Source organism: Chromohalobacter canadensis, from assembly GCF_034479555.1.
GTDB classification, from domain to species: domain Bacteria; phylum Pseudomonadota; class Gammaproteobacteria; order Pseudomonadales; family Halomonadaceae; genus Chromohalobacter; species Chromohalobacter canadensis.
Genome location: NZ_CP140151.1, coordinates 633,083 through 659,228 on the forward strand (window position 1 = coordinate 633,083; position 26,146 = coordinate 659,228).

General features: G+C 61.0%; 24 protein-coding genes. 6 read left to right on the forward strand and 18 right to left on the reverse strand.

The window, feature by feature from the left end:
• Nucleotides 1-37 precede the first annotated feature (37 nt).
• From SR908_RS03055 to SR908_RS03065, 3 genes are read left to right on the forward strand one after another with little or no spacing between them, the layout of a single operon-like run.
• On the forward strand, nt 38-1,537 hold the full coding sequence (locus SR908_RS03055; protein WP_246920454.1) for an aldehyde dehydrogenase: 1,500 nt from the start codon (nt 38-40) through the stop codon (nt 1,535-1,537).
• A gap of 35 nt (nt 1,538-1,572) precedes the next feature.
• Complete coding sequence (locus SR908_RS03060) at nt 1,573-2,307, forward strand: class II aldolase and adducin N-terminal domain-containing protein (RefSeq protein ID WP_246920451.1); 735 nt, start codon at nt 1,573-1,575, stop codon at nt 2,305-2,307.
• Nucleotides 2,300-3,313: a GlxA family transcriptional regulator gene (locus tag SR908_RS03065; protein WP_246920449.1), complete on the forward strand. Its 1,014-nt coding sequence runs from the start codon at nt 2,300-2,302 to the stop codon at nt 3,311-3,313. Before SR908_RS03060 ends, SR908_RS03065 begins: the two co-directional genes overlap by 8 nt.
• Nucleotides 3,314-3,325: 12 nt before the next feature.
• Here the strand turns inward: SR908_RS03065 and phaC are convergent, their stop codons facing one another.
• From phaC to prmB, 5 genes are all read right to left on the reverse strand, one after another.
• A complete protein-coding gene (phaC, locus tag SR908_RS03070) occupies nt 3,326-5,182 on the reverse strand; it encodes a class I poly(R)-hydroxyalkanoic acid synthase (RefSeq protein WP_246920446.1) in 1,857 nt (618 codons plus the stop codon).
• Between the two features lie 93 nt (nt 5,183-5,275).
• On the reverse strand, nt 5,276-5,731 hold the full coding sequence (locus SR908_RS03075; protein WP_246920443.1) for a phasin family protein: 456 nt from the start codon (nt 5,729-5,731) through the stop codon (nt 5,276-5,278).
• 106 nt (nt 5,732-5,837) lie between these two features.
• A complete protein-coding gene (locus SR908_RS03080) occupies nt 5,838-6,194 on the reverse strand; it encodes a hypothetical protein (RefSeq protein ID WP_378075373.1) in 357 nt (118 codons plus the stop codon).
• 67 nt (nt 6,195-6,261) lie between these two features.
• Nucleotides 6,262-7,347: a chorismate synthase gene (gene aroC, locus SR908_RS03085; protein WP_246920442.1), complete on the reverse strand. Its 1,086-nt coding sequence runs from the start codon at nt 7,345-7,347 to the stop codon at nt 6,262-6,264.
• A 17-nt stretch (nt 7,348-7,364) separates the two neighbouring features.
• Nucleotides 7,365-8,318, reverse strand: a complete 954-nt coding sequence (prmB, locus tag SR908_RS03090; RefSeq protein ID WP_246920441.1) for a 50S ribosomal protein L3 N(5)-glutamine methyltransferase — start codon at nt 8,316-8,318, stop codon at nt 7,365-7,367.
• Nucleotides 8,319-8,446: 128 nt separating this feature from the next.
• Between prmB and SR908_RS03095 the strand changes: the two genes are divergently transcribed.
• Nucleotides 8,447-9,037 carry a Smr/MutS family protein gene (locus SR908_RS03095; protein WP_246920440.1) on the forward strand — a complete coding sequence of 197 codons (591 nt, stop codon included), beginning with the start codon at nt 8,447-8,449 and terminating at the stop codon, nt 9,035-9,037.
• Between the two features lie 48 nt (nt 9,038-9,085).
• Here the strand turns inward: SR908_RS03095 and SR908_RS03100 are convergent, their stop codons facing one another.
• Together SR908_RS03100 and SR908_RS03105 are read right to left on the reverse strand one after the other, a co-directional pair.
• Complete coding sequence (locus tag SR908_RS03100; RefSeq protein ID WP_097023965.1) at nt 9,086-10,126, reverse strand: patatin-like phospholipase family protein; 1,041 nt, start codon at nt 10,124-10,126, stop codon at nt 9,086-9,088.
• Nucleotides 10,127-10,140: 14 nt separating this feature from the next.
• Nucleotides 10,141-11,022: an alpha/beta fold hydrolase gene (locus tag SR908_RS03105; protein WP_246920439.1), complete on the reverse strand. Its 882-nt coding sequence runs from the start codon at nt 11,020-11,022 to the stop codon at nt 10,141-10,143.
• A 274-nt stretch (nt 11,023-11,296) separates the two neighbouring features.
• Here SR908_RS03105 and SR908_RS03110 point away from each other — a divergent pair, with 274 nt between their 5' ends.
• Both SR908_RS03110 and SR908_RS03115 read left to right on the forward strand, forming a co-directional pair.
• Entirely contained in the window at nt 11,297-12,244 is a 948-nt protein-coding gene (locus SR908_RS03110; protein ID WP_246920438.1) for an AEC family transporter, read from the forward strand.
• A 105-nt stretch (nt 12,245-12,349) separates the two neighbouring features.
• Nucleotides 12,350-12,877 carry a YgjV family protein gene (locus tag SR908_RS03115; protein ID WP_246920437.1) on the forward strand — a complete coding sequence of 176 codons (528 nt, stop codon included), beginning with the start codon at nt 12,350-12,352 and terminating at the stop codon, nt 12,875-12,877.
• Between the two features lie 349 nt (nt 12,878-13,226).
• Here the strand turns inward: SR908_RS03115 and SR908_RS03120 are convergent, their stop codons facing one another.
• From SR908_RS03120 to htpG, 11 genes are all read right to left on the reverse strand, one after another.
• Nucleotides 13,227-14,816: an ABC-F family ATPase gene (locus SR908_RS03120; RefSeq protein WP_246920436.1), complete on the reverse strand. Its 1,590-nt coding sequence runs from the start codon at nt 14,814-14,816 to the stop codon at nt 13,227-13,229.
• Between the two features lie 217 nt (nt 14,817-15,033).
• On the reverse strand, nt 15,034-15,333 hold the full coding sequence (locus SR908_RS03125) for an enolase C-terminal domain-like protein (protein WP_246920435.1): 300 nt from the start codon (nt 15,331-15,333) through the stop codon (nt 15,034-15,036).
• A gap of 12 nt (nt 15,334-15,345) precedes the next feature.
• Nucleotides 15,346-15,654, reverse strand: a complete 309-nt coding sequence (locus tag SR908_RS03130) for an antibiotic biosynthesis monooxygenase family protein (RefSeq protein WP_246920434.1) — start codon at nt 15,652-15,654, stop codon at nt 15,346-15,348.
• 12 nt (nt 15,655-15,666) lie between these two features.
• Nucleotides 15,667-16,152: a phosphohistidine phosphatase SixA gene (gene sixA / locus SR908_RS03135; RefSeq protein ID WP_246920433.1), complete on the reverse strand. Its 486-nt coding sequence runs from the start codon at nt 16,150-16,152 to the stop codon at nt 15,667-15,669.
• Nucleotides 16,153-16,154: 2 nt separating this feature from the next.
• Nucleotides 16,155-17,225 carry an NAD(P)H-dependent glycerol-3-phosphate dehydrogenase gene (locus SR908_RS03140; protein ID WP_246920432.1) on the reverse strand — a complete coding sequence of 357 codons (1,071 nt, stop codon included), beginning with the start codon at nt 17,223-17,225 and terminating at the stop codon, nt 16,155-16,157.
• A gap of 150 nt (nt 17,226-17,375) precedes the next feature.
• Nucleotides 17,376-18,806 carry an NAD(P)(+) transhydrogenase (Re/Si-specific) subunit beta gene (locus SR908_RS03145; protein ID WP_246920430.1) on the reverse strand — a complete coding sequence of 477 codons (1,431 nt, stop codon included), beginning with the start codon at nt 18,804-18,806 and terminating at the stop codon, nt 17,376-17,378.
• A gap of 18 nt (nt 18,807-18,824) precedes the next feature.
• Nucleotides 18,825-20,396 carry a Re/Si-specific NAD(P)(+) transhydrogenase subunit alpha gene (locus tag SR908_RS03150; protein WP_246920428.1) on the reverse strand — a complete coding sequence of 524 codons (1,572 nt, stop codon included), beginning with the start codon at nt 20,394-20,396 and terminating at the stop codon, nt 18,825-18,827.
• 461 nt (nt 20,397-20,857) lie between these two features.
• Entirely contained in the window at nt 20,858-21,430 is a 573-nt protein-coding gene (locus SR908_RS03155) for an isochorismatase family protein (protein WP_246920426.1), read from the reverse strand.
• Between the two features lie 116 nt (nt 21,431-21,546).
• Nucleotides 21,547-23,010: a protein adenylyltransferase SelO gene (locus SR908_RS03160; RefSeq protein WP_246920425.1), complete on the reverse strand. Its 1,464-nt coding sequence runs from the start codon at nt 23,008-23,010 to the stop codon at nt 21,547-21,549.
• A 123-nt stretch (nt 23,011-23,133) separates the two neighbouring features.
• Complete coding sequence (locus tag SR908_RS03165; RefSeq protein ID WP_097023950.1) at nt 23,134-23,976, reverse strand: protein bax; 843 nt, start codon at nt 23,974-23,976, stop codon at nt 23,134-23,136.
• 130 nt (nt 23,977-24,106) lie between these two features.
• Complete coding sequence (gene htpG, locus SR908_RS03170) at nt 24,107-26,005, reverse strand: molecular chaperone HtpG (protein WP_097023949.1); 1,899 nt, start codon at nt 26,003-26,005, stop codon at nt 24,107-24,109.
• Between the last annotated feature and the right edge of the window lie 141 nt (nt 26,006-26,146).

The following is a 26,146-nucleotide window of genomic DNA, read 5'->3' on the forward strand; positions in this document are numbered from 1 at the left end:
GCTTTCTACGCCCATTCGACAATCGCCAAGGTACGTCATGTCTTCCACCTCTATGCCTCTCACCCACGCCGACTGGCAACAGCGCGCTGCCACCCTCTCGCTGGACGGCACCGCCTACATCGACGGTCACCGCTATGCGACACGCCAGGGTGAATCGCTCGCGTCGGTCAATCCCATGACGGGTACGTCGCTGACGACGGTCGCGGCCTGCGGCCCGGCGGATATCGATGTCGCGGTCGCCGCGGCACGCCGCGCATTCGACACCGGTGCCTGGTCACGTGCCGAGCCGACGACACGCCGCCGGTGCCTTCAGGCGCTCGCCGCTCAGGTGCGCGATCACGCCGAGGAATTGGCCCTGCTCGACAGCCTGGAAGTTGGCAAGTGCATCCACGAAGCCCTGGACGACGTCGAGGAAGCGGCCTTGCTCTTCGACTGGTTCGGCGAGCTCCAGGACAAAAGCTACGACCAGCTCGCGCCCAGTCCCAATAACGTACAGGCCACGGTGGCCCACGAGCCTCTCGGCGTCGTTGCCGCCGTGGTACCGTGGAACTTTCCCTTGCATAACGCGGCGGTCAAAGTGGCTCCCGCGCTGGCCGCCGGCAATAGCGTGGTGCTCAAACCCGCCGAGGAATCGTCGCTCTCCGCGCTGCGCCTGGCGGAACTCGCGACCCAGGCCGGCCTCCCGCCCGGTGTACTCAATGTCGTGCCGGGATATGGGCATATCGCCGGCGAAGCGCTGGGCCGGCACGCGGATGTCGACGCGCTCGGCTTCACCGGCTCCACCGAGATCGGCAAACGCTTTCTGGTCTACTCGGGGGAATCCAACATGAAACCCGTATGGCTGGAATGCGGCGGCAAGAGCCCACATCTGGTGTTCGACGATTGCCCCGACCTGGATGCCGCCGTGGACAACGCCGTGGCCGGTATCTTCACCAACGCCGGCCAGGTCTGCTCGGCGCATTCGCGCCTGTTGCTGCAAGACGGCATCGCCGAGCGTTTCCTCGAGGCCTTGCAGGTACGCATCGAGGCGCTCGTGCCAGGAGACCCGCTCGATCCGTCAACGACGCTCGGCCCGCTCGTCAGTCAGGCGCAGTTCGACAAGGTCCGCGACTACCTAGCAGTCGGCAAGCGTGAGGCCACGCTGCTGTACGGCGGCGAGACGCTGCAGGCGGCCGGCGGTACATTGTTCGTCGCGCCCACGGTGTTCACCGATGTCGAACCGCACCACCGGCTCTTCCAGGAAGAGATTTTCGGCCCCGTGCTCAGCGTGACGCGCTTCAGCGACGAGCACCAGGGCGTGACATTGGCCAACGCCAGCCAGTATGGTTTGGCGGCGTCCCTATGGACCGCCGACCTGGGACGCGCCCATCGCCTTTGCGATGCCCTGCAGGCCGGTACCGTGACGGTCAATGGCGTCGATGCCGTCAGCCCGCAGACGCCCTTCGGCGGTATGAAGCAATCAGGCATCGGCCGCGACTACGCGCTGGCCGGCATGCACAAATACATGGCGCTCAAGACGCGCTGGATCCACTATTGATGGCCTCGTTTTCGCCATCGCCATAGGAGCGTTACATGACGACCGCTACCGAGATTCCCGGCACACCGCGCGAACAACTGGCTTGCGCGTTCCGCTGGCTGGCTCGCCTCGACATGCACGAAGGGGTCGCCAATCATTGCAGCCTGGCCACCCAGGCAGACGGCATGCGCTTTTTGGTCAACCCCGAGGGGCGTCATTTCGCGGAAATGCGTGCCAGTGATCTGATCGAGGTAGATGCCAGCGCCGCACAACGCCCCGAGTCCATCGATCCCACCGCCTGGGCCATCCATGGTGCCATGCATCGCCAGGGCCGCGACGTGGGATGCGTGATGCATGCTCACTCCCTCTACGCCACCGCCCTGGCCTGCCTGGAGACGCCGGAGCTGCCCCCGGTGGAACAGAACGCCATGCGCTTCTTCGAGCGGGTGCATGTCGATGCCGGGTTCGACGGCATGGGGCTCGACGAAGAAGCGGAACGCCTCGGTCAGTTGGCCGGCACGGCGCCGATCCTCCTGCTCGGCAATCATGGCGTAGTCGCCACCGGCCAGGACGTCGCCGAAGCCTTCGACAACCTCTATTACTTCGAGCGCGCCTGCCGCTCCTACCTGGTAGCGCGCGCCAGCGGTCTGCCCGTGCGCCCCGTCGCTCCCGAAGTCGCACGCAAGACCGCGCAGCAATGGGAAGACTATCTGGCACAAGGCTCGGCACACATGCATCTTGCCGCCTTGATGCGCCTGCTCGACCGCGATGCGCCCGACTATCGTGATTGATACGCAGCGCACAACGCCAGCCCCAGAACGCATCGCGATCCTGCTGATGCCGCAGTTTTCCTTTGCCGGTCTGGGGGCGATGCTGGATCCGCTGTTCATCATCAACTGGCTGGCCCAAGAGCCGCGCTTCAAGTGGCAATTATTGGGCAGCGATGCCACGGTCGCAGCCTCCAACGGCGTGCCTCTAAGCGTGGATACCGAGTGGCCCGCGCCCACCGAGCTGGATAGTGTCTTCGTCCTGGCAAGCTTCGAAACCAAGACGTATACCGGCGACAAGCGTATCGCCATGTGGCTACGTCAGTGCGCAGCGGCTGGCGTAGCGTTAGGCGGCATCGAGATGGGCAGCGAAGTGCTGGCCGCGGCGGGCGTGTTCGACGACCATCAGGTGGCCGTGCACTGGGATAACCTGGAAGGCTTTCGCGAGCTTTATCCACGCATCCAGGCCACCAGCGATCTCTATCGCATCGCGGGCCAGCGGCTGAGTTGCGCCGGTGGCACCGCCGTGCTCGACATGATGTTCGCCTGGCTCACGCCACGTGTGGAGCCGCCCTACATGGAGGAGTTGCGCAATCATCTACTAGAACGACGCCAACGCCGCGACGACAGCGAACAGTTGTCTGCGGCGCCCGAACATCATGTCGAAACCTCTGCGCAGTTACGCAAGGTAATACGTACCATGCGACGCACCCTGGAGACGCCGCTCTCGGCTCCGGCGCTGGCCGCCCTGGTGGGGCTCTCGCCGCGCCAGCTGGAGCGACGCTTCAAGGCCGAACTCGGCGTCACGCCGATTCGTTATTACCTGTGGCTGCGTATCAATCGCGCACACCGGTTACTGCAGCAAACCGACCTAAGCGTGGCGGAAGTCGCCAACTGCGCGGGATTCGGTTCACTAGAGCACTTTTCACGGGCCTACCGACGCTTCTTCGGCTGCGCTCCCAGCGACGACCGCCTGCAATCGCGAGACGCACCAGTGGTCCCGGTGCGACTTTTTCCCGTCAAGCGCTGAGGGCACTCACCATCATGACGACGAACTGTCGTCCTCAGCGGGTTTAACACCCAGCACCTCGGGGATGGTCTGCCGCACGTAACGGCCCGGAGCGGGTTCGATGGGCGTCAACTCGCCTTCACCAGGAAGGCGCGCCGCGACCATCTTGTCGGGATCGGCGTAGCGGTTGTCGGTCATCCACGCCTGCCAATGCGGCCACCAGGATCCCTCATGGTAGTCGGCGGCCTCGAACCAGGTGTCGGGATCGTCAGGAATCTCGTCATTGGTCCAGTAACCGTACTTGCGTTTTTCCGGTGGGTTGACGATCCCTGCGATGTGTCCCGCGCCTCCCAGTACGAAGGTCGTCGGTCCTTTGGGCAGGCGAGTGGCCAGATAGCTACTCCGCCACTTGGCGATATGATCGTCGCGCGCGGAGACGAAGTAGCTCGGCGTCGAGATCTTGCGCAAGTCGATCTTGACGCCATCGAGTTCTATCCCACCGGGCTGAACGAGGCGATTCTCGCGATACATGTGGCGCAGATACCAGCCATGGGTGCCCGCTGGCAGATTGGTACCGTCACCGTTCCAGTACAACAGATCGAAAGCCGCCGGCGCCTCGCCCTTGAGATAATTGCTGATATAGAACGACCAGAAGAGATCGTTCTCGCGCAGCAAGTTGAAGGAAAACGCCATGACGCGGCCATCGAGGTAGCCGTCACGCGCGAGCTGGCGCTCGATGCCCGCCAGCACCGGCTCGCGGAGGAACACGCCGATTTCGCCGGGGTCGCTGAAATCCTGCAACGTAGCCATGTAGGTGACCGAGCGCACCTTGCGGCCACGCAGGCTACTGGTCAGGTACGCGACCGTGGTCGCCGCCAAGGTGCCACCGATGCAATAGCTCAACAGATTGACGGACTTCTCGCCGCAGGCTTGCGTGATCGCCGCCATGGCGGCGATCGGCCCCGACTGCATGTAGTCGGCCCAGGTGAGGTGCCGCTGCTCGGGCCCAGGGTTGCGCCAGGAGATCATGAAGACGGTATGCCCTTGCGCCACCAACCATTTCACCAAGGAATTGTCCGAGCGCAAGTCGAGGATGTAGTACTTGTTGATCCAGGGCGGTACGACCAGAAGCGGGGTCTTGAATACCTTCTCGGTACTCGGCTGGTACTGGATCAGCTGCATCAGCTCGTTTTCGAAGATCACCTCGCCCGGCGTGACGGCGAGGTTCTCACCCAGCCGGAAGGCACTGCGGTCGCTCATCGCCACATTGAGGCCTTCGGCGGAGTTGGCCAGGTCCTCGCGCAGTCGCTTGAGTCCCTCGACAAGGTTCTGTCCTCGCGTTTCGAGGGTCTTGCGTACCACTTCAGGATTGGTGGAGACGAAGTTGCTCGGCGCCAGTGCGTTGACGTACTGCCGAGCATAGAATTCCAATTGATGGCGCGTCTCGGGAGTCAGACCGCCCAGGTTCGCCAACAACTCGTCGACGGCACGTACAAAAAGCAGGTACTGCTGCAGGATATAGCGATAGAAGGGATGCGAGTGCCAGGCATCATCGCGAAAGCGGCGATCCTCTGGGCTCGGCTCGATCACCGCAGGTACGCTCTGGCCCATGAGTTCCCGCAGGGCATTCTGCCAGACGCGTAGCTGATCCTGCGCCAGACGCATCTGCACGGCATACACCGCTGGCGCATTGACGACCATGGCCTCGGCACCGATACGCAGGCTCTCCTGAATATCGGCATACACCGAAGCGCCGGCGTCGCTTGGCCACAGCCGATTGAAAGCCTCCTGCATGAGGGCTTGGTATTGCTCACCGAACGCACTCACCTGGCGCTGCCAAGCGTGTGGGTCACCGAAGGCGTCATCGCCCTCTTCGGGCCCTTGCCACATACGTCATCTCCCCGCATAGCAAAACGGTTCACACACATGTGCGCCGTCGGCAGCCGCTTCTCTTCGCGACTGCCGGGGCATGGCATGGGGTATCTATTGTTTGCTGCTACTGCGTGAAGAAGACGACTGGTTGCCGCCGCTCGACGCCTTGGCGGGCTCGGACGCCTTGGCAGACTCAGACGCCGACTTCATGTTTTCCGAGGCTTGATCGGCGGCGTTCTGCCCCGCTTCAGACATCATCTCCTCGAGTTCGCTTTTGAACTTGAGACTGATGTCGGCCATGGCGCGTGCGTCTTCGAGCATTTGCTTGGAGAGCGCATTGAGCATGTCGGCCTGCTGGGTGGTGAAATCGCGCGCGTCCTCGGCGTCCTTGACCTCAGAAGCGGCCCGCATGCGCTCCACACCCAGCTGGCTATAGCGTTTCATGGCATCGAGCTGGTATTCGGTCATTCGCTCCATGTTGTCCAGCATCAAACCGTTGAACTTACGCATGGGCTCGAAAAAGCCACGCGTCTGTTCGGAGAAGGCACTAAACATTTTGTCCTGCATGACGAATCCCTCCTGGAGGATCTAGGCAAGGCCAGTGCGCGTTATGCTGCACTGCACAAAGAATAGCCCCACCCCTCTGAGCTTGCAATTGCCATATGTCAAGACTCTAGGGCTTTTTTCGTTTCGAATTGTGAGCCGCTTCGTCACTCTGTGTATCGGCTTGGCGCAACATATCCATCAACATCTGCTGGTATTGGCCAAAGCTGGCGACGCCCTGCGCCATGCCCTGCTGCAGGAAAGGCTGCATGAGGCTCCAGGGATCATAGCCCTCCACCCCAGACTCCATCTGCTGGCGGATGTGGGCCATCAGCTCCTGTTGAAAGGCTTCGACATCCGGCAGACCCATCGCCTGGCGAAATTCCTGCGGGGTGAGATCGAACTCGACATGGACTTTCATGAGACGCTCCCATTGCTGGCTGCTTTCAGTGTAGCGAGCCACGGCCAAAACGGGAGCAATGACCATGACAAAGCCCGCCTGAAAACCAGGCGGGCTTGATCTTGGATGACGCGGGTCATGTTTAGGCGCTGACCTAGGCGAGACGCGGCGTGGCCACTTCCACATCGGCGTTCTGCGCCCGATGACGCAGATAATGATCCATGAGTGTCAGCGCCATCATCGCCTCGGCGATCGGTGTGGCCCGGATGCCGACGCAAGGGTCGTGCCGGCCCTTGGTGACCACCTCGACGGCCTCGCCATGTACGTCGATCGAGCGCCCAGGCTGGGTGATGCTCGAGGTCGGCTTGAGCGCGAGGTGTGCCACCAGCGTCTGGCCGGAACTGATGCCTCCCAAAACGCCCCCGGCATGATTGGAGAGGAAACCCTCGGGTGTCATTTCGTCGCGATGCTCGCTGCCCCGTTGAGCCACGGACGCGAAGCCGTCACCGACCTCCACGCCCTTGACGGCATTGATGCTCATCAAGCCATGGGCCAGTTCGGCATCCAGGCGGTCGAAGACCGGCTCACCCAGTCCCACCGGCACGCCCTCGGCGACGACAGTGATCCGTGCGCCGACACTGTCCTGATCGCGGCGCAGTTGATCCATGAAGGCTTCGAGCTCGGGGACCTTATCCGGGTCGGGGCAAAAGAACGGGTTGCTATCGACCGCCTCCCACTGCTTGAAGTCTATACCGATAGGGCCCAACTGACTCATGTAACCGCGCACACGGATGCCTTGCGATGCCAGGTACTTGCGCGCGATAGCCCCGGCAGCGACGCGCATGGCCGTCTCGCGGGCACTCGAACGCCCTCCACCGCGATAATCACGAACCCCGTACTTATGATGGTAGGTGTAGTCGGCATGCGCGGGTCGGAACTGATCCTTGATCTTCGAATAGTCCTTGGAACGCTGGTCAGTATTCTCGATCAGCAGGCCAATCGGCGTGCCGGTGGTAACGCCCTCGAAAACGCCCGAGAGGATGCGTACCTGATCGGGCTCGCGGCGCTGCGTAGTATGCCGCGAGGTGCCCGGCCGACGCCGATCCAGATCATGCTGCAAATCCGAGGCATCGAGCTCGAGCCCCGGCGGGCATCCATCGATGATGGCGCCTAGCGCTTCGCCGTGGCTCTCGCCGAAGGTCGTGACGGTGAACAACTTGCCAAAGGTATTGCCGGACATTCCGCGCTCCTCAACGATCAGGCGAACGATGCCGCATATTGGTCGAGCTCGGCAGCGGTTAGCGCGAATACGCCCTCGCCGCCCCGCTCGAACTCGAGCCACAAGAACGGGACTTCGGGAAACGCCGCGTCGAGATGCCGCGCGGAATTACCCACTTCGACGATCAACACGCCATCGTCGGTCAAATGCTCACGCGCCTCGCGCAGCATGCGGCGCACGATATCCAAACCATCGTCGCCCGCCGCCAAGGCCAGGCTCGGCTCGTGGCAGAACTCAGCCGGCATGCCCGCCAGGTCGCGCGCGTCCACATAGGGCGGGTTGGAGACGATGATGTCATAGCGCTGACCGACAACGCCGGCAAACAGATCCGAGGTCACCGCGCGCACGCGCTTGCCAACATCGTGATGCACGATGTTGACCTTGGCCACCGCCAGTGCTTCGGGGCTGATATCGACCAGATCGACCTCGGCCGTGGGCAGATACAGCGCCGTGGCGATGCCGATGCAACCGGAACCAGCGCACAAGTCCAGCACTCGCGTCGGCGACCACTGGGGGAACCAGGCCGCAAAGCCGTCCTCGACCAGCTCCGCGATCGGCGAGCGCGGGATCAGTACCCGCTCGTCGACCTCGAAGGGATGGCCGGCGAAGAAGGCCTCACCCAGCAAATACGGCAGGGGCGTGCGCTGCTCGATGCGCTGACGCACCAGGTTCACGACCCGACGGCGCTCGATCGGCAATAGCCGGGCATCAAGGACGGCGGGATCGATGTCCCAGGGCAGATGCAGCGCGCCCAGGACCAGCGCCACCGCCTCGTCCCACGCACTGGCCGTACCGTGCCCAAAGTGCAGGCGGTGCGCATTGAATTCACTGGTCGCCCAGCGCAGGCAATCACGCAGCGACACCAGCCCTTCAGCCAGTGACGCGTCGTCGAGGGTCAGCGTGGAAACGTCGGTCGGTCGGGAAGCAGGCACGAAGCATCCTGTTAAGCGGTTCCATGGAATCGGCGATTGTACCCGGAGCGCGCGCCGGTTCACAGTCGTGGACAAGTCGCTATACTGGGTAGCCTTTAAACCGACCGTGCCGCCTGGGGAGTTTCGCCATGAGCCGACGCCGTGGCCAGCCTGACGACGCCGAGATCAACGTGTTTCGTCAAGCGCTGGAAGACGCTGGCGTGCATCGTCTGCATACCAACCGCGCCGATACCGGGCGCCCGCGCCGCCGCGACGACGATGCCGTGGCAGAGCGCCGCGCCGCCGCCACCAGCGCCGATACCCAAGCCCCCACCAGCCGCACCAGTGATGGACGCGTCGAGCCGGTGCGCCCCAGCGAGGCACTGGAATTCGCGGTCCCTGATCTGCCCTACCGGACGCGGACACAACTCAAGCGCGGCAATATCGAATGGGAAGCCGGCCTGGACCTCCACGGCTACACCGTCAGCGAGGCACGCGAGCAACTCGAAACCTTCCTTCACGACGCCCACGGGCAACGCTGGCGTTGTGTGCTCGTGATACACGGCAAGGCCCGCGCATCGCTACTCGGTAAGGATGACGATTACCCGGTCATCAAGAGCCACGTCAATGCTTGGCTGCGCGAATGGCCCGCCGTGCTCGCCTTCTGCTCGGCACGCGATGCGGATGGTGGTACCGGGGCGGTCTATATTCTGCTCCGCCGGCGCGGCGATGCCGTATAACCGACCGCTACCGGCCATGAACAATCCAGTTTCAACTAAATCCACGTTTCAACGCGGCCTGCGCCTGGCGGGCTTCATCAGCGGATGATTCTTGGCTTCAGTCACGTCACCTCCGGTCACGGTCATGTCGCGATCCCCCTCGTAACGGTCGATGGCCTGCGCGGCCAGATGATGCCCCAATTGAATCAGCGCCTCGGCACGGTGAAACTCATAGGCACCGCACACGCTCTTGGGCACCTCGATCAAGATATCGGGGGGGTACCCAGCCACCTTGTATTTGGCTAGCGCCGCCTGGGTGATATCGAATGACGCCAGCATCATGTCGAGCTTGCCCCAGGCGCGTTCGGTAGCCGCTTGCTCGGAGGCATCGCTAACCTCAACGTCTTCCTGGCCGTTGCCGAACATCTGCTGCACACGCTCACGTACGCCGCCCAGCCAGCCGCCGAACCCTTGTCCGCGCGATTCGCGCTCGCGTTCGCGTGCTTCTTCCTGTGCTGCTTCCTCGGGAGGCAGCATTTCCTCGAGCGTCACCTGTCGGGAGGTCTGCGCGGTAGAGTTGACCGCCACTACCAGGTCGGCGTGGACCGCCACGGTGGGAATGATCGGCAATGGGTTGAGCAAACCGCCATCGACGAGCACATGCCCATCCAGGTGCACCGGTGTGATGATGCCCGGGACCGCAATGGAGGCACGGATCGCACGCAAAAGCGGACCGCTCTGGAACCAGATTTCCTTCTGTCGATTGAGGTCGGTGGCCACGGTAGTCAACGGGATGCTCAAGTCCTCGATGCGGATATCACCGATCAGGCTCTCGAGCTTGTTCATCACCTTGCTGGCGCGCATCGCCCCCATCGGACTCCAGGTCACATCGACCAGCTTGAGCACATCGAAGTAATCCAACTGGCATACCCAGTCGCGGTATCGATCAAGCTGGCCGGCCGCATAAACGCCGCCCACCAAGGCCCCCATCGAGCAGCCCGAGATAGCGGCTATTTCGTACCCACGGGCTACTAGCTCATCGATTACGCCGATATGCGTGTAGCCCCGCGCGCCACCACTACCCAGTACCAGCGCAACTCGTTTGCCCATATCAACACTCTCCTTCACGCATGACGCCTCGTCGTCTCGTTCGAGTCGGCGACGATGGCCTCGGCCACGGCATCGACGGCATGCGCTTCGAGATGCAGGTGATGTCCACCGGGCAGTATCACGCGCGTGAGCCGAGCGATGGCGTCACGTGCCCGCTGGGCGTAGGCACGCTCGGCGAGAATACCCTGCTCGCCTTCGATCAACAGTACCGGGGCTTCGATAGTGCGCAGCAGCGACAGCATCTGCTCGGTGGTAAAGCGCACCAACGATGGACGCAGCAAGCGACCGTCGGAGCGCAAGCGCACGTGGCCATCGTCTTCCACATCCAGGTTGCGGCGTACCAGGGGGGCAGCCGTATCGGCATCGATGGGCGTCACACCACCCGCCACGCGCACCGCAATGGCGGTGTCCTCATCGGGATAGCGCGGCACCGTGGAGCGCGAGCGACGGCGCTGGATCAAGCCCATGCGCAGTTGCTTGGCGGTGTCATCAACCTCGGTGGTCAAGGTACCCAAGCCGTCGATCAGCACCAACCGAGCGACACGCTCCGGCATCGCGGCCGCCACCAAACACGAGACAGCTGCCCCCATCGAATGCGCCAGCAGCGGCGCACTCTCGAGCCCCAGTGCATCGAGCGCGTCTAACACATCCAACGTATATTCCCAGATCGGGTAGTCGCCGCCTTCGGCGCGCGGCTGCGAGCGCCCGTGGCCAGGGAAGTCGATCGCGACGATGCGAACCCCCAGACGCTCGACCAGCAACGGTGCCAAGCGCGAAAAGCTCTCGGCATTATCCAGCCAGCCATGCAGCGCCAACCACACGGGCGCGTCGGCGTCGCCCCAGGCCAGGGCCGCGAGACGCCCATGGGCCAGATTCAGAGATTCGGGTTCGCGCATAAAGACTCTCACAGTTGATCGATCGAGGGCCCGCTCGACACGCCGCCTGCTTCATCGGTCATGGGACGTTTGAAGCGCGGCACTGGGCCTAGCAGGCTAACGGGTTTACCATAAACCTTTTCGTAGCCCAAGCCGACCAAGGAACAAGGAATCCTGCGTGCCAAGATCTCGACCGCCCCGCCCCACTCGCCTGCGCAATACCCTATTTTGGCTCGTCGTGGCCGCCGCCATCATCGTGGGCTTCGTACTAGCAAAACAAGGAAACTGATCGCGCATGGACCTGTTGGCCGTCTTCTCGCATACGCTGCAAGTCACGCTGCCCGTCTTCGCCATGGTGTTTCTGGGGATCGTCTTCAAACGCATCGGCTGGATCGACGCTCATTTCATTTCCATGGCCTCGGCCTTGGTGTTTCGCGCCACCATGCCGACACTGATTTTCCTGAGCATCGTTCGCGCCGACCTGGACGTCGCCCTGCAACCGGGACTGATCGTCTATTTCCTGGGCTTTTCGGTACTGAGCTTCTTTCTCGCCTGGGGCTGGGCCATCTGGCGCTGCCCCCATGCCGAGCGCGGCGTCTTCACGCAAGGGGCTTTTCGCGGCAACTGCGGGATCGTCGGCTTGGCCCTTGCCGCCAACCAATACGGCGATTATGGACTCTCGCTGGGAAGTATCCTGGTCGGTGGCATCATCATCGTGTACAACGTTTTGTCGGCGATCATTCTGGCCTATTACAGTGAAGGCGCGCGCTCGGGCCTCGGCGCGATTCTCAAGCATATCGCCAAGAACCCACTCATCCTGGGTGTCTTGCTGGCCATTCCTTTTGCGTATTTCCATATCGATCTGCCCACATGGCTGCTCACATCAGGCGACTATTTCGGCGCCATGTCTCTACCTCTGGCCCTGGTCTGCATCGGCGGCACGCTGTCATTCACGTCCGTCAAGCAGAGTAGCGGCCTGGCACTGGATGCCAGCCTATGGAAGGTCCTATGGCTTCCCCTTCTCGGTGTGCTGGGCGCCTTCGCGCTGGGTTATCGTGGGCGCGAGCTAGGCATTCTCTTCCTTTTCTTCGGCAGCCCCGGCGCCGCGGCGAGTTTCGTCATGGCCAAGGCCGCACATGCCAATGCCAAGCTCGCCGCCAATATCATTGTCATCACCACCGTCGCCTCGCTGTTCACCATCAGCGCCGGAGTGTTCATCCTGAAACTGGTGGGCTGGATCTAAAACCGGTCACTCACCGCGAAACCTCACCGTATTTGCCAAGAGTTTGCGGCCATGGTCGCAAACTGAATTGAGCGGAGATGGCCATGACAAGGAGTCAGCTGCTGCATGCTTGACAGTTATAACGCTCTCGCCGGGCAATTCTTTGGCGTAATCTCGCTGATACTCTGCCTGCTGGCCTTTGCCAGCAAGCGGGATGAGCGGCTGATGGGCCTATTGCTCTCCGCCAATGTGGCCTTCGCGTTGCAGTTCATCCTCTTCGAAAGCTGGACAGCGGCGGCGCTGACGGTGCTGGTGATCGTGCGCATAGCACTGGCGCGACGTTATCCGGGTAGTAAGCAGATAATGGCTGGCGTGCTTGTCGCCAGCGGTGTGGCAGCGCTGTTGACCTGGCAAGATTGGGCGGATCTGCCTGCCCTAGTGGCTATGACGGTGGGAACGGTGGGCATGTTTCTATTTCACGGCATATCCATGCGCATCTGCTTGGGGCTCGCAGCATTGTCATGGTTCCTCAGCCACGCCCTGGTCGGCTCGGTAGGCGGCATGCTGGCCGAGGCGTTGGTATTTATCACCAACGCCATCACCATCTACCGGCTAGCCCGCGCCAGGCGTCGCTACCCACAAGCGTTCGAATGAACATGTCGGCCCGAGCGTTATCCGAGACTCCAAGGTCACCGGATAAGGGCCGCCATGTGTCCATCCCCGGTGTCACGCCCGATAAGAAGCATAGGTATTACTCGCACGACTCAGGTGATGACGCATCGCATCGCGGGCCGCGTCCGAGTCACCGGCGAGAATATCAGCATGCTCCTCGGCAACACGCTCCAGATAACGATGCGTCGCCGCCGGCAACGTGGGGATCTGGCTGACACGACCGGCCGGCAGTTACAACGCACCAACGCATGCTGCAAGCAGCACGCGTTGGTCGGGAACTACCTTTTAGACTTGCCGTGTCCGTTGGTGGTGAGAATGGCGACCTTTGCGCTTAACCGTAGATATCCTGGCTGCGCAGATAATCATCATAACTGCCGCTGAAGTCGACGATACCGTCGTCCTTCATCTCGATGATGCGGGTCGCCAAGGAACCGACAAACTCGCGGTCATGACTGACGAAGATCAAGGTGCCGGGATAGTTTTCTAGCGCCAGGTTGAGCGCTTCTATCGACTCCATATCAAGGTGGTTGGTGGGCTCATCCATCACCAGTACGTTGGGTTTCTGCAGCGCCAACTTACCGAACAGCATCCTCCCCTGTTCGCCCCCGGAGATCACCTTGACCGACTTACCGATGTCATCGTTGGAGAACAGCATCCGGCCCAGCGCACCGCGTACGGTCTGCTCGCCTTCCGTGGTCCACTGCCGCATCCATTCGAAAAGCGTCTCTCCGCCTTCGAAATCATCGGCGTGATCCTGGGCGAAGTAGCCAACTTCCGCCGCATCGGTCCATTTCACCTCGCCCGAATCCGGCGTCATAGTGCCAACCAGACAGTTCAGCAGGGTCGTCTTGCCAATCCCGTTGGGCCCGATGATAGCGACTCTCTCGCCGGCTTCGACCTGCAAATCGAAGCGGTCGAACAGCACATTGTCACCCCAAGCCTTGGAGAGCTTCTCTGCGTTCAACGCATGCCGGTGTATCTTTTTGGTCTGCTCGAAGCGAATGAACGGGCTGACGCGTGACGATGGTTTGACCTCATCGAGCTGAATCTTGTCGATCTTGCGTTGGCGCGACGTGGCCTGCTTGGCCTTCGAGGCGTTGGCCGAGAAACGGCTAACGAATTGCTGCAGTTCCGCGATCTCTGCCTTCTTCTTGGCGTTATCGGCATGCAAGCGCTCCCGCGCTTGGGTAGCAGCGGTCATATACTCATCATAGTTACCCGGAAAAAGCGTCAGCTCGCCGTAGTCGAGATCCGCCATATGGGTACAGACGCTATTCAAGAAGTGACGATCGTGAGAAATGATGATCATGGTCGAGCTACGTGAACGCAGGATCTCCTCCAGCCACCGGATAGTATTAATATCCAAGTGGTTGGTCGGCTCGTCGAGCAGCAGCACGTCGGGATCACTGAACAGCGCCTGAGCCAGCAGTACGCGCAGCTTCCAGCCCGGCGCCACCACGCTCATCGGCTGCGTGTGCTGCGCAAGAGGGATGCCAAGGCCAAGCAGCAACTCCCCCGCACGCGCCTCTGCTGTGTAACCATCGAGCTCAGCGTAGCGCACCTCAAGGTCGGCGACTTTCATGCCATCTTCCTCGGACATCTCAGTCAGCGAATAGATACGCTCGCGCTCGGCGGTAACCTCCCAGAGCTCTGTGTTACCCATTATCACGGTGTCGATTACACGCTCGTTCTCGAACGCGAACTGATCCTGACTCAGCTTGCCGAGCCGCGTGGTGGCGTCCTTCATAACCTGGCCGTTGGTAGGTTCCAGATCGCCACCCAGAATCTTCATGAAGGTAGACTTGCCGCAACCATTGGCACCGATCAGGCCATAGCGGTTGCCCTCTCCAAACTTGACGGAGACATTTTCGAATAGCGGCTTGGCACCAAATTGCATGGTGATGTTGGCGGTAGAGAGCAAAATCGAGGTTCTCGCGGGAAACGGCGTGAATGAAGCGACGGCGGACCCGGCAGCGCGAGCCCAACCTACGTCGAAGCGACATTGTACGCGCTGGCAACGATCGGCGTCAGCGCCATCCTCCAAGAACACACTCAATCCCCGCGCAAACGCGCGTACGAGCCCAGACCATCGTTCATGCAAAGATCAGCACAATTCAAGTCAGGCGTATCGGGAAACATCAGCGCACTAGAGCGGGGCTCTTGGGATCGAATTCCCATCCCGGGATCAGGTACTGCATCGCCATGGCGTCATTGCGCTGCGTCACGTCGAGACGCTTATAAAGCTGGTGGGCTTCCATCAACTTGTCCTCGTCCAGCTCAACGCCAAGCCCCGGCTCGGACGGTACTTTCAGCTTGCCGTCCCGGATCTTGAACGGTTCCTTGGTAATGCGCTGCCCATCCTGCCAGATCCAGTGGGTGTCGATGGCAGTGATCTCACCCGGGCAGGCCGCCGCTACCAGGGACGGGAGTAGCGGCAAGCAATTGCGGGACTAGGCCTCGGTTCCCTCGACGATCTCGAATTGCTCGAGGCCACCGCCCTCGGAAAAAGCCTCGGTGGGCATGGGATTGGCGTGGGCTTGCTTGAAGTCATCACTGCCTACCCAGGCGCGGAAGGCATCCTGGTCTTCCCATTCCGTCTCGACGAGATAAGGCGCCTGGTTGCCCTGAGGCCGTAATACCCGCATGGCTTTGAAGCCAGGTTGTTTATCGACCTGGCTGGCACGTTGCTGAAACCGACGCTCGAATTCGGCCTCATACCCTGAATTGACGAAAACGCGGTTGATGACGATAAAACTCATCCGTTTCTCTCCTTAGCCAAGCAGTTCACGAGGCGACTGCCAGTGTTTGAGCGTCGCGCATCCCGCCGCCCAGATATCGGCTTCCAGCATGGCAATGGTGGCCGGCGGCATGGGCTGAGATGCACGCATATCGCCCTCGACCAGACGCCCAACCAGGGCGCCGACCAACGGCATGTGGCTGACCAGCAGGCACGGCGTGTCCGCGGCTTCGTGCTGCAACCAGTCGATGAGTGGTTCCAGCGGATCATCCGGAGTGATGATCGGTAGCGTTTCGACAGGACGCTCCAAGGGCGTCGCCATCCACTGCGCGGTCTGCTGAGCACGCCGATAGGGGCTGGCAACGATACGCAGTGCCGCACGCACGTCTTTGGCGAGCATGCTGTCCAGCCATGTCCCCATGGCACGCGCTTCCGCCTCGCCTTTCTTAGTGAGTGAACGCTCACTATCTGGCATGCCCGGCACGGCTTCGCCATGACGCATGATATAAAGGTTCGACACGTTCAAGTCTCCTCTGCGCCGGGTTCCATCCGGCGTGCCTCGAATACATCCTGTCGCGGCAGGACGAACTCAACGTCGCTGCTCTGCTCTTGCTGCATGAGCATTTGCGCCATCTGTCGCGCCGGCACGCCGTTGAACAGCACTTGGTAAAGTCCTTCGGCCAAGGGCATATAAATGTCTTCACGACGCGCTTTCTCGCGTACCAGACTGACAGTGTTGACGCCTTCCGCCACCTGGCCCAGTGATTCGATGGCTTCCTCGAGCGTCTTGTTCTCGCCCAGCGCGAATCCGACGCGGTAATTGCGCGAGAGCTTCGACGAGCAGGTCACGATGAGATCCCCCACGCCCGCCAGCCCGATGAAGGTCAGTGGATTGGCGCCCAGCGCCACCGCGAAGCGGCTCATTTCCGCCAGTGCCCGCGTCATCAGCATGCTGCGCGTGTTTTCTCCCATGCCAAGCGCCGCCGCCATGCCCGCGGCGATGGCATAGATGTTTTTCAGCGCGCCGCCCAATTCGACGCCATAGCGGTCGTTGCTGGCATAGACGCGGAAATAGTCACAACCGAGCGCCGATTGCACCCGGGCACGGGTATAAGGATCGTCACTGGCGATGACCGTCGCCGTGAGGTGCTTGTCGGCAATTTCGGAAGCGAGATTGGGCCCCGAAAGCACACCGATATGGGGGAAACCGGTCTCCTCCTCGAGGATCTGGCTCATCAGTTTGAAGCCTTCCTCACGGATCCCCTTGGTGGTGCTGACCAGAATTTGCGAAGGCTTGAGCCACGCCCGAGCCTGACGAACAACGGCGGAAAAGGCGCTCGAGGGAATCGCGATGAAGACCACCTCGGCATCTTGTAGCACCGCACGCATATCGTCGGAAGCGACCACCGAGGGATTGATGGCGTAATTCGGCAAGTAGCGTGGATTGCGATGCTCACTGTTGATCTGTTCGATCAAGGCCGGGTCGCGCAACCACTGGCGCACACGGGCTCCATTGTCGGCGGCAATACTGGCGATAGCGGTGCCAAAGCTGCCGCCGCCAAGCACGGCGACTTGAAGACGTTCGTCGGTCATGGACGTTTCCTGGTGGCCTGCGAAATGACGCCATTGTAGCGGACCTGACGTGTCACGCACGCCTGATCATCGTCTGCCTGCAAACGACGACACCGCCCGTAGGCGGTGTCGTCATACTACTCGCTCTGCTCCTGCCAAGCAGCAGGCCGATCAATCGATCATCGGCAACAAGGCATCGATGCTCGATTTGGCGTCGCCATACACCATACGAGTGTTTTCCTTGAAGAACAGCGGGTTCTCGATGCCCGAGTAGCCCGTCCCCTGGCCACGCTTGCAGACGAAGACCTGTTTGGCGTCCCATACCTTGAGCACCGGCATACCGGCGATGGGGCTGTTGGGGTCTTCCTCGGCGGCAGGGTTGACGATGTCATTGGAACCGATGACGATCACCGCGTCAGTTTCGGCGAAATCGTCGTTGATCTCGTCCATCTCCAGCACGATGTCATACGGCACCTTGGCCTCGGCCAGCAGTACGTTCATATGTCCCGGCAAACGCCCGGCAACCGGGTGAATACCGAAGCGCACGGTCTTGCCGGCAGCGCGCAACTTGCGGGTCAGCTCACTGACCGCATTCTGCGCCTGCGCCACCGCCATGCCATAGCCGGGCACGATGATCACGCTGTCGGCATCGTTGAGCGCACTCGCAACGCCACCGGTATCGATGGCAACCTGCTCGCCCTCGATTTCCGCGGCCGGCCCTTTGCTGCCACCGAAGCCACCCAGAATCACGTTGACGAAGTTGCGATTCATCGCCTTGCACATGATGTAGGAGAGAATCGCCCCTGAAGAGCCCACCAACGCCCCGGTCACGATCAGCAGATCGTTGGAAAGCGTAAAGCCGATGGCCGCCGCCGCCCAACCGGAGTAGCTATTGAGCATCGACACCACCACCGGCATGTCGGCGCCGCCGATGCCCATGATCAGATGATAGCCGATGAAGAATGCCAGCAGCGCCAATAGCAGCAGCGTCCAGAAGCCGGCGCCGTTAAGATAGGCGATTGCCAGCAGCAGCGAGACGATCGCCGCCCCCGCATTGAGCAGATGGCCGCCCGGCAATTGGCGTGGCTTGCCGTCCACCTTGCCTGCCAGCTTACCGAACGCGACCACCGAACCGGTGAACGTCACCGCGCCGATGAACACCCCCAGCACCACCTCGACCTGCAGGAAGGTCAGCTCTGCCGGCGTCTTTTCGGCCACCAGTGCCGCGAAAGCCGAGAAACCTTCGCTGGCCTGCGCGGCCATCACCCGCCGACGCTCCAGGTCGGCATTGAAGCCGATGAACACCGCCGCCAAGCCGACGAAGCTATGCAGCGCCGCGACCAGCTGGGGCATCTCGGTCATATCGACCTTCTTGGCCAGATAGACGCCGATGCCAGCGCCGATCACCATCATCGGAATCATCCACCAATAGCCGCCTACATTGGGGCCGAACATGGTGAAGACCACCGCCAGTCCCATCCCGGCAATGCCATACCAGACGGCACGCTTGGCCTTTTCCTGATTACTCAATCCCCCCAGTGAGAGGATAAACAACACACTTGCCGCCACCGCTGCGGCGGACACCAATCCTTGACTCAACATCGTCTTTTCTCCGCCGCGTTAGGATTTCTGGAACATGGCGAGCATCCGGCGCGTCACCAGGAAGCCACCCACGATATTAATGGTGGCAATCAGCACCGAAATGCTGGCCAACAAGCCTACCAGCCAACTGCCCGACCCGATCTGCAGGACCGCGCCGAGCACGATGATGCCCGAGATGGCGTTGGTCACCGCCATCAACGGCGTATGCAACGAGTGACTGACATTCCAGATCACTTGGAAACCGACGAAACAGGCCAGCACGAAAACGATGAAGTGCTGCATGAACGATGCCGGCGCAACCAGCCCCAGCAGGCCCATCACCACGCCACCGGCCACGAGCATGCCTATCTGACGCTTGGTCTGGTCGAGAAAGGCAGCGTGCTCGGCGGCTTTCTTTTCCTCAGGTGTGGGCTCCTTGGGTTTCTCCTTGGGCGCCGACTGCCCAATGGCCTTGACCTTGGGCGGCGGCGGCGGAAAGGTGATCTCGCCTTGATGCGCCACGGTGACGCCACGAATCACGTCGTCTTCCATGTCGTGAACGATCACGCCATCCTTTTCCGGCGTCAGATCGGTGAGCATGTGACGAATATTGGTGGCGTAAAGCAACGATGCCTGCGTCGCCATGCGCGAAGGGAAATCGGTATAGCCGACGACCACCACGCCGTTGTCGGTAACGATACGCTCGTCGGGGACGGTGAGATCGCAGTTGCCGCCCTTCTCGGCCGCCAGGTCAACGATCACCGAGCCCGGCTTCATGGCATGGACCATGTCCTCGAGCCACAGCTTGGGCGCCGGCTTGCCCGGAATCAGTGCTGTGGTAATGACGATATCCACTTCGGGCGCTTGCTCGCGGAACAGCGCCAGCTGCTTCTCGCGAAACTCAGGGCTAGAGGGTGCGGCATAACCGCCGGAGCCCGAGCCATCCTGGCTGTCCTCGAAGTCGAGAAACAGAAACTCGGCGCCCATCGACTCGATCTGCTCGGCCACTTCGGGGCGTACATCGAAGGCACGCACCACGGCGCCCAGGCTGGTCGCGGTACCGATGGCCGAGAGCCCGGCGACGCCCGCACCCACGACCAGCACCTTGGCCGGTGGCACCTTGCCCGCCGCCGTAACCTGGCCGGTGAAAAAGCGTCCGAAATGATTGCCGGCCTCGATCACCGCCCGATAGCCGGCAATATTCGCGGTGCTGGAAAGCGCATCCATCTTCTGAGCGCGCGAGATCCGCGGCACCATGTCCATGGCCATGACCGTGGCACCAGTCGCCTTGCAACGCTCGAGCAAGTCCTCGTTCTGCGCCGGCCAGAAAAACGCGATCAGCGTCTGCCCCTTGCGCAGATAGCCGACTTCCTCTTCGTCGGGTTCGCGCACCTTGATGACGACATCGGACGCCGACCACAACGCCGCGCCGCCGTCGATAACCTCGACACCTGCATCGCGGTATGCATCGTCATCGAAGCCGGCCGCGCGCCCGGCGCCTGACTCGACGACGCAGTCATGGCCGAGTTTCTGGATGTGCTTAGCACTTTCCGGCGTCAGCGCCACGCGCGCCTCGCCCTGGGCACGCTCCCTGGGAGCCCCAATTCTCATGCCGCACCTCCTGTTTCGTGTCGGATGGCGCCTTGCCCGGCACCGCTTGTCATATATTCGGTGATATTCATCCTTGACTCCTTGCTCGTCGCATAGGGCTCTCCATCATGAAATCTTGTGTCATATCGGTACATTGGCACGTGGTTCTGTAAATGACGTCGTTATACACCAGGAACGTCGATGCATTTCGAACAAAAGAGTCTTATTTATTTAAGGAAAAACGTCTTAAAAATCAACAGGAAAAACAAAAATCTCTATCATAATCATTGAGTTATAGCGAGCATAACACAGCTCTTATGCCTCACAACAACTCACAACCCCTTGTTTTAATTTGGAATTATTTTAAAAACATGACCTACCTATTTCCTTATAGCCACCATAAACGATACGTTATTTACACTTTTGCTTAGTTATTACTCGCGCATATTGAAAGCGTGCACGCCGCTTTTCCGATACGCCATTCAACAATCACGACACAACTCCTCCACGCTCAGCACCTCGACTCCCTGACGCTCAAGAAGCGCAAGCCCCAGTCCATGCAAGGTCTCGGCCTGCCAATGAACGCCACTGCGATCCGTCAGTTCGTCATCGGCACAGGCATCGGCCAGCACCGTGACCGAAAACCCCAGGCATTGCGCATGCCGCGCCAATGTAGAGACCGTGCCCAGCGTGGTGACCCCTGCCAAGACGAGGTGCGAGATACCGTGACGGTGCAGCCAACTGTCAAGGTCGGTATCGACGAAGGCGTCATCGGTATGGGTCGTGACCACACGCTCGCCGGGAAGTGGCACGGCGCAGGGCATAGCCTCAGTACCGGGTTGGCCGCTCCGGCCGGGGGAATGCGGCTCACGCGAAAAACGACGGATATGCACTATACAGCCTTCGCCACCGCGCCAATCATCCAGCAACGCTGTCAGCGGCGCGACAAGCTCGGGCCGCGCAGGCGTATGCAGCATGGTCACCACGAGCAACGCAGCCGGCGCGTCACGTGCCTCGTGAGGATGGAGAGGTAATACCTGACAGCGAGGTGCCATGATGCCTCCTTTCGACGAATCGCGTCGTCTTGAGTATGGCGCATCATGGCGATTGTCAAAAACGGCTGTCGGGAGACGCCGTCATACGGCGTCTGTCGATGCGACGTCGTGGAATATCATGACGAGCAGGAAAGACAGATCACCGAGGCTTCCGGTGCCGGGGCGGCCGCCCAATGCGCCATTCCCGGACGCGGCGTGAAGGGATCGGCGAGCAAGGCCCGAAATTCAGCCAACGGCGCCATATCGCCTGCCTCCGCCGCCTCGATGACCTGCTGAATAAGGTGCGTGCGCGGCACATAGAGGGGATTGACCGCCTGCATGGCGTCACGGCGCGACACGGCATCGCGTTCCTCTTCCTCGAGGCGCTGACGATAGCGCGACAGCCAGGCGGCCAGACCTTCGGCCGGGACCTCTTCATGCAGCCACTCGCCCTCATCGACAGCCCATTCCCCCAGGGCACGAAAGGCGCGGTGATAGTCGGCGCCGGCGTCGACCAGCAGCGTCAGCCAGTCCTGAACCAGTTGGGCATCGCCTTCTTGCACGTTCTCGAGCCCCAGGCGTGCCCGCATCAAGCGCGCGTACTCCTGTTGCAGCGCCGGTTCGTACTCCGCCAGCTGCGTACGCAGCGCTTCTGGATCGGCCAACGGCGTCAGCGACTGCCCCAGCACCGAGAGATTCCACAACCCCACCCCGGGTTGCTGATCAAAGGCGTAACGGCCCGCAGTGTCGGTGTGGTTGGGCACCAGCGTGGGCTCGTAACGATCCATGAAGGCATAGGGCCCGTAGTCCAGCGTTAAGCCCAGAATCGACATGTTGTCGGTATTCATCACCGCATGCACGAAGCCATAGGCTTGCCAGGCGGCAATCAGACGTGCCGTGCGCGCGACCGTATCGCCGAATAGCGCCTCCGCCGGTGCCTCGCATTCCGCCAGGGCCGGACGGTGACGCGTAATAACATGCTCGACGAGACGCTGCAGGTCTTCGTTGCGGCGCGCCTGGTAAAGCCACTCGAAATGGCCGAAACGCACGTGACTGGGCGCCAGGCGCAATAGGGTCGCGCCGGGCTCGACCCGCTCGCGCTGAACCTTCTCGCCGTTCATCGCTAGAGCCAGCGCCAGCGTCGTGGGAATGCCCAGGCCCGCCATGGCCTCACCGGCGAGATATTCACGAATCGTCGAACGCAGCACCGCGCGGCCATCACCGAAACGCGAATACGGCGTTTGTCCGGCCCCCTTGAGATGCAGATCCCAGAAACCGTCGTCGGTCTCCACTTCTCCCAGCAGGAGTCCGCGCCCATCACCCAAGGCAGGATTATAGACACCGAACTGATGGCCGGTATATTTCTGCGCCAGAGGCTCCATCCCCGGTAACACGGTTTCTCCCCCCATGACTTGGCGCAGCGTCTCCCGCGACGGGGAATCGTCACTGAATAGCTCGGCGTCGAGGCCTAGCGCGCGACAACCACGTGGACTGATATCCACCAGTCGCGTATTTTTCCAGGCTGCGGGGCTGACCCGGGTGAAGAAGTCGTCGGGCAGACGCGCCCAAGCATTGTCGAAGCGCAGCGCATCGAGCGTCATGGTGAGACCTCGCGAAGGGGCATGTCGAACTACTTTACACGTCCGGCAACGACCGATAAAAGCGTGCCGGACGACCAAAAACGCCGCCCGAAGGCGGCGTCGTAAAACGGCGGAGGCAACGCCTCAGGCCGGGCTGTCTTCGGCCTCGTTACTACTGTGCTCACGAATCAATTCAGCATTGGTGCGCAGCAGCGCCAACAACACGTCGAAATAATTATCGCGCACGGAATAGCTGTCCAGTGTGCGAATCAATGACTCGGCACTGACGGCCGCGCCTTTTTCATTCTGCGCGGCCCGCGCTTGACGCATCGCGAGATAAGCACGGTGCGTGTTCAAGTTATGCAGGTACGCTTCGATACTCGCCTGGACGCTATCGAAGTGCTGGTAATGGCGATCACTACCCCGCTGTGCCAAGCCGCAGCCTTCACTGAAGCAACGCAAGCCGAACAGGTTATTGCCCTGGCGGGCAAAGCGCGATGTCCCCCATCCCGACTCTTCAACGGCCTGGATGACCACCATTTCCAACGGCAAGGTATCGACACGGGAGAGAAGGTACTCGAACGTGTTGGAAGTGCCGCATTCGATCTGGTAGCTATCGCACAACTGTTGAAGATGCGAGCGTTCGGCATCACTCAGCGAGTCCTGACGCTCACGCGCATCGATCAACCAATCACGTTGGGCCTGGATCTTGGCGTTTTCGGCTTCGACCAGCGGCACCAGCAACTCGAGAAACTCCGTTTTGCGCTCGGGCCCGGCCGCATATTCGCGCAGGTCCGGCATCTCCTCGACGGGATCGAGAGCCGGCGTATCGACGTTACTTTCGAGTGTCCGCACGTCTCGCGAGGGAGACGCAGCATGGGCGTCCAGAGGTGGCGGCGTTACCGTCACGCCAAGCGCCCCCAACAATACCGCCGCGACAACGCCACGCCATCGCCGAGAGAAGAACAAGTCGTGTCGAATCGGCATGAGACGACTCCTTGAACATGAAGACATCAGTCTAGCAATAACGAACGTCCATGTTGAGTCAATATTGCTGGCATCCAAATGAAACGGGCCGGCCTATGCGGCCGGCCCGGTAAGCGAACGCCAACGCCACTCAGCTGCTCAAGAGCTTGTTGAGACGCTGGACATAGGTGGCGGGATCCTCAAGATGCCCACCTTCGGCGATGATCGCCTGATCGAGCAGGATCCGCGCGAGGTCATCGAACCGGGAATCGTCGGCGCTTTCCAGACGTGTCACCAGCCCATGCTCGGGATTGAGCTCGAGGATCGGCTTGACCTCCGGCAACGGCTGTCCGGCCGCTTCCATGAGGCGGCGCATCTGATAGCCCATGTCGTGTTCGGAAAGCACGACACACGCCGGCGAATCGGTCAAACGGTGCGTCACGCGCACTTCCTGCACCTCGTCGCCCAACGCTGCCTTGACGCGCTCGAGCAGCGGCGCCTTGGCCTTGGCCGTCTCTTCCTGCGCTTTCTTTTCTTCCTCGTCAGCCATCTCGTCTAGATCAAGGTCACCCTTGGCGACATCGACCAATGACTTGCCGTCGTATTCGGTGAGATGGCTCATCAGCCACTCGTCGATACGGTCATGCAGCAAGAGTACTTCGATGCCCTTCTTACGGAAGATCTCCAAGTGCGGGCTATGGCTTGCCGCATTGAACCCATCGGCCACCAGGTAATAAATCTTCTGCTGGCCTTCCTTCATGCGTTCCACGTAGCCGGCCAGCGACTGATCCTGAGTCGCGCTGTCGGTCTGTGTGGAAGAGAAGCGCAACAGCTCGGCGATCTTGTCACGATTGGCAAAATCTTCCGCCGGCCCTTCCTTGAGCACGTTGCCGAAGGCATTCCAGAACGTCTGGTAGGCGTCCTCATCCTTAGCCAGCTTCTTGAGCATGTCCAGCGAGCGCTTGGTCAACGCGGACTTGAGCTTGTCGACCTGGGGATCTTTCTGCAGCAATTCACGCGAGATGTTGAGCGACAGATCCTTGGAGTCGACCACGCCCTTCATGAAACGCAGGTACAGCGGCAGAAACTGTTCGGCGTCGTCCATGATGAACACGCGCTGCGCATAGAGCTTGAGCCCACGTACGCCCTCGCGCTGATTGAGATCGAACGGCGCGCGACCCGGCACGTAAAGCAAGCTGGTGTATTCGAGCGTGCCTTCGACCTTGTTGTGGCTCCAGGTCAGCGGATCGCTGAAATCGTGCGCAACGTGCTTGTAGAAAGCCTTGTATTCATCATCGCTGATTTCTTCCTTGGGCCGTACCCACAAGGCAGTCGCCTCGTTGACGGTTTCCCAAGTGACGGTTTCGCTGCCCTCGATCTCGTTGCCTTCTTCATCCTGGGCCTTCTCGACCTTCGGCATACGTACCGGGACTTCGATGTGATCGGAGTAGGTGCGTACGAGATGCTTGAGGCGTTCAGCGTCGGCGAACTCTTGGGCATCTTCCTTCAAGTGCAACACGATTTCGGTGCCACGTTCGGGCTTGTCGATATCCGCAATATCGAACTCGCCTTCACCACGTGAATGCCATTCCACGCCCTGTTCCTGATCGACTCGGCGCGTGCGCACGGTGATTTCGTTGGAGACGATGAAGCCGGAGTAGAAGCCCACACCGAATTGGCCAATCAGCTTGGCATCTTTCTGCTTTTCGCCGGAGAGCTGCTGGAGGAATTCCGCCGTGCCGCTGCGTGCGATAGTGCCCAGGTTCTGGATGACCTCGTCGCGGCTCATACCGATGCCATTGTCACGCACGGTGACGGTGCCCGCCTCGGCATTGTGCTCGATCTCGACGCGCAACTCGCTGTCATTGCCGTACAGCGCGTCGTTGTCCAACGCCTCGTAGCGCAACTTGTCGCAGGCATCCGCGGCATTGGAAATCAGCTCGCGCAGGAAGATCTCCCGGTTGGAATACAGGGAGTGGATCATCAGCTGCAAGAGCTGTTTGACTTCGGTCTGGAAGCCCATTGTTTCGGCTTGAGCGGCGGTAGTCATGGTCGAAATTCCCCTGTGGCCATAACGGATGCATGTTGAACGGTGAAAATGTGACGATAGATGTCGTCATGCGCATCGATATGGGGGCCGCGCGTGACTTTTCAAGCGCTTGCGGCCCGGTCCAGGTGTTCCCATGGCCTA

Excerpts from the sequence above, each read along its gene's own strand:
- SR908_RS03165 (WP_097023950.1), bottom strand. The coding sequence starts at position 23,976 with ATGCCGATTCGACACGACTTGTTCTTCTCTCGGCGATGGCGTGGCGTT.
- SR908_RS03105 (WP_246920439.1), bottom strand. The coding sequence starts at position 11,022 with ATGCGCGAACCCGAATCTCTGAATCTGGCCCATGGGCGTCTCGCGGCC.
- SR908_RS03075 (WP_246920443.1), bottom strand. The coding sequence starts at position 5,731 with ATGCAGGACAAAATGTTTAGTGCCTTCTCCGAACAGACGCGTGGCTTT.
- aroC (WP_246920442.1), bottom strand. The coding sequence starts at position 7,347 with ATGTCCGGCAATACCTTTGGCAAGTTGTTCACCGTCACGACCTTCGGC.
- SR908_RS03155 (WP_246920426.1), bottom strand. The coding sequence starts at position 21,430 with ATGGCACCTCGCTGTCAGGTATTACCTCTCCATCCTCACGAGGCACGT.
- SR908_RS03145 (WP_246920430.1), bottom strand. The coding sequence starts at position 18,806 with ATGTTGAGTCAAGGATTGGTGTCCGCCGCAGCGGTGGCGGCAAGTGTG.
- SR908_RS03060 (WP_246920451.1), top strand. The coding sequence starts at position 1,573 with ATGACGACCGCTACCGAGATTCCCGGCACACCGCGCGAACAACTGGCT.
- SR908_RS03160 (WP_246920425.1), bottom strand. The coding sequence starts at position 23,010 with ATGACGCTCGATGCGCTGCGCTTCGACAATGCTTGGGCGCGTCTGCCC.
- SR908_RS03130 (WP_246920434.1), bottom strand. The coding sequence starts at position 15,654 with ATGAGTTTTATCGTCATCAACCGCGTTTTCGTCAATTCAGGGTATGAG.
- phaC (WP_246920446.1), bottom strand. The coding sequence starts at position 5,182 with ATGTGGCAAGGGCCCGAAGAGGGCGATGACGCCTTCGGTGACCCACAC.
- SR908_RS03095 (WP_246920440.1), top strand. The coding sequence starts at position 8,447 with ATGAGCCGACGCCGTGGCCAGCCTGACGACGCCGAGATCAACGTGTTT.
- SR908_RS03115 (WP_246920437.1), top strand. The coding sequence starts at position 12,350 with ATGCTTGACAGTTATAACGCTCTCGCCGGGCAATTCTTTGGCGTAATC.
- htpG (WP_097023949.1), bottom strand. The coding sequence starts at position 26,005 with ATGACTACCGCCGCTCAAGCCGAAACAATGGGCTTCCAGACCGAAGTC.
- SR908_RS03140 (WP_246920432.1), bottom strand. The coding sequence starts at position 17,225 with ATGACCGACGAACGTCTTCAAGTCGCCGTGCTTGGCGGCGGCAGCTTT.
- SR908_RS03055 (WP_246920454.1), top strand. The coding sequence starts at position 38 with ATGTCTTCCACCTCTATGCCTCTCACCCACGCCGACTGGCAACAGCGC.
- SR908_RS03080 (WP_378075373.1), bottom strand. The coding sequence starts at position 6,194 with ATGGTCATTGCTCCCGTTTTGGCCGTGGCTCGCTACACTGAAAGCAGC.
- SR908_RS03100 (WP_097023965.1), bottom strand. The coding sequence starts at position 10,126 with ATGGGCAAACGAGTTGCGCTGGTACTGGGTAGTGGTGGCGCGCGGGGC.
- SR908_RS03150 (WP_246920428.1), bottom strand. The coding sequence starts at position 20,396 with ATGAGAATTGGGGCTCCCAGGGAGCGTGCCCAGGGCGAGGCGCGCGTG.
- SR908_RS03110 (WP_246920438.1), top strand. The coding sequence starts at position 11,297 with ATGGACCTGTTGGCCGTCTTCTCGCATACGCTGCAAGTCACGCTGCCC.